Source organism: Facklamia sp. P13055, from assembly GCF_050409445.1.
In the GTDB taxonomy this organism is placed as follows: Bacteria; Bacillota; Bacilli; order Lactobacillales; family Aerococcaceae; genus Facklamia.
In genome coordinates, this window is record NZ_JBNUPL010000041.1 from 1 (window position 1) to 5144 (window position 5144).

General features: G+C 50.3%; 1 tRNA gene and 3 rRNA genes. All 4 read left to right on the forward strand.

The window, feature by feature from the left end:
• Positions 1-194 precede the first annotated feature (194 nt).
• The 4 genes from ACQV2O_RS08400 (at position 195) to ACQV2O_RS08415 (ending at position 5143) form a co-directional block, all read left to right on the forward strand.
• Positions 195-1742 (forward strand): 16S ribosomal RNA (locus tag ACQV2O_RS08400).
• Positions 1743-1980: 238 nt separating this feature from the next.
• Positions 1981-4858 (forward strand): 23S ribosomal RNA (locus tag ACQV2O_RS08405).
• Positions 4859-4936: 78 nt separating this feature from the next.
• Positions 4937-5052: ribosomal RNA gene (gene rrf, locus ACQV2O_RS08410) — 5S ribosomal RNA — on the forward strand.
• The 16S, 23S and 5S rRNA genes sit together here with 1 tRNA gene alongside, the layout of an rRNA operon.
• An 18-nt stretch (positions 5053-5070) precedes the next feature.
• Positions 5071-5143 (forward strand) — tRNA-Asn (locus ACQV2O_RS08415).
• Position 5144: the final 1 nt, after the last annotated feature.

Sequence of the window (5144 nt, forward strand, 5' to 3'; positions counted from 1 at the left end):
CCATGCTAGTATATAGAAGTTGTCACTTATGGCAGCGAAGCTCATTGAAAACTGAACAAAGACAAACACCAAAATGTGTAAGGGTCTATTCGTTAAACCGGATAGAAACAACCGAATATAATTCGAGACATACTGCAGACCAGCAGTAAAAAAAATCAATAGCTAGTAATAGTAATGAGCAAAAGCTCAAATTCTTTCATGAGAGTTTGATCCTGGCTCAGGACGAACGCTGGCGGCGTGCCTAATACATGCAAGTCGAACGAACCGCGAGAGAACTTGTTCTTTCAAGGTTAGTGGCGCACGGGTGAGTAACACGTGGAGAACCTACCCTTCAGCGGGGGATAACCATTGGAAACGATGACTAATACCGCATAGAATCGCAGATCGCATGATCAACGAAGGAAAGACGGCTTCGGCTGTCACTGAAGGATGGCTCCGCGGTGCATTAGCTAGATGGTGGGGTAAAAGCCTACCATGGCCATGATGCATAGCCGACCTGAGAGGGTGATCGGCCACATTGGGACTGAGACACGGCCCAAACTCCTACGGGAGGCAGCAGTAGGGAATCTTCCGCAATGGACGCAAGTCTGACGGAGCAACGCCGCGTGTGTGAAGAAGGTCTTCGGATCGTAAAGCACTGTTGTTAGAGAAGAACGACCGAATGAGTAACTGCATTCGGAGTGACGGTATCTAACCAGAAAGCCACGGCTAACTACGTGCCAGCAGCCGCGGTAATACGTAGGTGGCAAGCGTTGTCCGGATTTATTGGGCGTAAAGGGAGCGCAGGCGGTGACTTAAGTCTGATGTGAAAGCCCACGGCTCAACCGTGGAGGGTCATTGGAAACTGGGTCACTTGAGTATAGAAGAGGAAAGTGGAATTCCATGTGTAGCGGTGAAATGCGTAGATATATGGAGGAACACCAGTGGCGAAGGCGACTTTCTGGTCTATAACTGACGCTGAGGCTCGAAAGCGTGGGGAGCAAACAGGATTAGATACCCTGGTAGTCCACGCCGTAAACGATGAGTGCTAAGTGTTGGAGGGTTTCCACCCTTCAGTGCTGGAGTTAACGCAATAAGCACTCCGCCTGGGGAGTACGGTCGCAAGACTGAAACTCAAAGGAATTGACGGGGACCCGCACAAGCGGTGGAGCATGTGGTTTAATTCGAAGCAACGCGAAGAACCTTACCAGGTCTTGACATCTGCTGCATAACCTAGAGATAGGTGAAATCCTTCGGGACAGCAAGACAGGTGGTGCATGGTTGTCGTCAGCTCGTGTCGTGAGATGTTGGGTTAAGTCCCGCAACGAGCGCAACCCTTATCATTAGTTGCCAGCATTCAGTTGGGGACTCTAGTGAGACTGCCGGTGACAAACCGGAGGAAGGTGGGGATGACGTCAAATCATCATGCCCCTTATGACCTGGGCTACACACGTGCTACAATGGATGGTACAACGAGCAGCGAACTCGCGAGGGTAAGCGAATCTCTGAAAGCCATTCTCAGTTCGGATTGTTCTCTGCAACTCGAGAGCATGAAGCCGGAATCGCTAGTAATCGCGGATCAGCACGCCGCGGTGAATACGTTCCCGGGTCTTGTACACACCGCCCGTCACACCACGAGAGTTTGTAACACCCGAAGCCGGTGGCCTAACTTATAGAGGGAGCCGTCGAAGGTGGGATAGATGATTGGGGTGAAGTCGTAACAAGGTAGCCGTATCGGAAGGTGCGGCTGGATCACCTCCTTTCTAAGGAGTAGTTGGAACCTACACGAAAGGTTACTGTCTTTGTTTAGTTTTGAGTGAGCTTCTTTATGAAGCAACTCAATCGATCATTGAAAACTGAATACACCAAACAAGATTGATCATATTCTCGATGCGAGGTATGACAATCACATTATTTCTTAAATAAAAGATATAATGAACCGAGAAATTGACCGAGTCTATGAGTAATATCATAGAGTTAAAAAATAAGCGAAAATATTGTGGTTAAGCAATAAAGGGCGCACGGTGAATGCCTTGGCACTAGGAGCCGATGAAGGACGCGACGAACAGCGATATGCTTCGGGGAGCGGTAAGTACGCTAAGAACCGGAGATTTCCGAATGGGGGAACCCAATGATTGTAGAAGATCATTATCCGCAAGGAAGGTAGACGCAGAGAACTGAAACATCTAAGTACCTGCAGGAAAAGAAAATAAGAATGATTCCCTAAGTAGCGGCGAGCGAACGGGGAAGAGCCCAAACCAGCGTGCATGCACGTTGGGGTTGAAGGACTCCATCACGAGACCAGACGATTTAGTAGAAGCCCATGGGAAGGGGCGGCAGAGAGGGTGAGACCCCCGTATGCGAAAGATCAACAGGCTCAGGAGTATCCTGAGTACGGCGGGACACGAGAAATCCCGTCGGAATCCACCAGGACCATCTGGTAAGGCTAAATACTCCCTAGTGACCGATAGTGAACCAGTACCGTGAGGGAAAGGTGAAAAGCACCCCGGAAGGGGAGTGAAAGAGTACCTGAAACCGTGTGCTTACAAGTAGTCAGAGCCCGTTAAGGGGTGATGGCGTGCCTTTTGTAGAATGAACCGGCGAGTGACGATAGTTGGCAAGGTTAAGTAGAAGATACGGAGCCGTAGCGAAAGCGAGTCTGAATAGGGCGTTAGTCAGGTGTCGTCGACCCGAAACCAGGTGACCTACCCATGTGCAGGTTGAAGGTGTGGTAAGACGCACTGGAGGACCGAACTCACATACGTTGAAAAGTGTGGAGATGACGTGTGGGTAGCGGAGAAATTCCAATCGAACCTGGAGATAGCTGGTTCTCTCCGAAATATATTTAGGTATAGCCTCAGAGGAAGAGTTGTGGAGGTAGAGCACTGTTTGGACTAGGGGCCCTTTCGGGTTACCGAATCTAGATAAACTCCGAATGCCACAAACTCATCTCTGGGAGTCAGACTGCGAGTGATAAGATCCGTAGTCGAAAGGGAAACAGCCCAGACCACCAGCTAAGGTCCCAAAGTAACTGTTAAGTGGAAAAGGATGTGGGGTTGCCTAGACAGCTAGGATGTTGGCTTAGAAGCAGCCATCATTTAAAGAGTGCGTAATAGCTCACTAGTCGAGTGACCCTGCGCCGAAAATGTACCGGGGCTAAACAGTCCACCGAAGCTGTGGATTCTAATTTATTAGAGTGGTAGGAGAGCGTTCTATGTGCGGCGAAGCTGTACCGTAAGGAGCAGTGGAGCGCATAGAAGTGAGAATGCCGGTATGAGTAGCGAAAGACGGGTGAGAATCCCGTCCACCGATAGACTAAGGTTTCCAGGGGAAGGCTCGTCCGCCCTGGGTAAGTCGGGCCCTAAGCAAAAGCCGAACGGCGTATGCGATGGACAACAGGTAGAGATTCCTGTACTTGGGAAATACGATTTAAGCAATGGAGGGACACAGGAGGTAAGTCCACGCAGACAGATGGAAAAGTCTGTAGAAGCAACGAGTGAGATTGTGAGTCAAATGCTTACGATTAATGATGAGTTGTGACCTGGAGCGAAATTAAAGTAGCGAAGGTGGATAATCAAACTGTCGAGAAAAGCTTCTAGCTAGTATAACCAACCCGTACCGCAAACCGACACAGGTAGTCAAGTGGAGAACACTAAGGTGAGCGAGAGAACTCTCGTTAAGGAACTCGGCAAAATGACCCCGTAACTTCGGGAGAAGGGGTGCTGACGCAAGTCAGCCGCAGTGAATAGGCCCAGGCGACTGTTTATCAAAAACACAGGTTTCTGCTAAATCGCAAGATGACGTATAGGAGCTGACGCCTGCCCGGTGCTGGAAGGTTAAGAGGAGCGCTTAGCGCAAGCGAAGGTGCGAATTGAAGCCCCAGTAAACGGCGGCCGTAACTATAACGGTCCTAAGGTAGCGAAATTCCTTGTCGGGTAAGTTCCGACCCGCACGAAAGGCGTAACGATCTGGGCACTGTCTCAACGAGAGACTCGGTGAAATTATAGTACCTGTGAAGATGCAGGTTACCCGCGACAGGACGGAAAGACCCCATGGAGCTTTACTGCAACTTGATATTGAGTGTTTGTGTGACATGTACAGGATAGGTAGGAGTCAAAGAGCTGTGTACGCCAGTATGCAAGGAGACGTTGGTGGGATACTACCCTTGTAATATGAACCCTCTAACTCGCGTGAAGAACACGGAAGACAGTGTCAGGTGGGCAGTTTGACTGGGGCGGTCGCCTCCTAAAGAGTAACGGAGGCGCCCAAAGGTTCCCTCAGAATGGTTGGAAATCATTCGTAGAGTGCAAAGGCAGAAGGGAGCTTGACTGCGAGACCAACAAGTCGAGCAGGGACGAAAGTCGGGCTTAGTGATCCGGTGGTACCGCATGGAAGGGCCATCGCTCAACGGATAAAAGCTACCCTGGGGATAACAGGCTTATCTCCCCCAAGAGTTCACATCGACGGGGAGGTTTGGCACCTCGATGTCGGCTCATCGCATCCTGGGGCTGAAGTCGGTCCCAAGGGTTGGGCTGTTCGCCCATTAAAGCGGTACGCGAGCTGGGTTCAGAACGTCGTGAGACAGTTCGGTCCCTATCCGTCGCGGGCGTAGGAAATTTGAGAAGAGCTGTCCTTAGTACGAGAGGACCGGGATGGACACACCGCTGGTGTACCAGTTGTTCCGCCAGGAGCATTGCTGGGTAGCTATGTGTGGGATGGATAACCGCTGAAAGCATCTAAGCGGGAAGCCAGCTTCAAGATGAGATTTCCCATTCGCAAGAAGTAAGACCCCTGAGAGACGATCAGGTAGATAGGCTAGAAGTGGAAGTATAGCGATATATGGAGCGGACTAGTACTAATCGGTCGAGGACTTAACCATGAGATTTCAAGGTAAGTAGAGGTGTATTCAGTTTTGAGTGATTGAGAGATTGCTCAAGATAACGATGAGATGACACTGTGTGGTGATGATGGCAAGAAGGACACACCTGTACCCATGCCGAACACAGCAGTTAAGCTTCTTAGCGCCGATGGTAGTTGGACCTTTGGTCTTGTGAGAGTAGGACGTTGCCACGCGTGTCATATCAAAGTTATTCCGCCATAGCTCAGCTGGCAGAGCGCATGACTGTTAATCATGATGTCGTAGGTTCGAGCCCTACTGGCGGAGT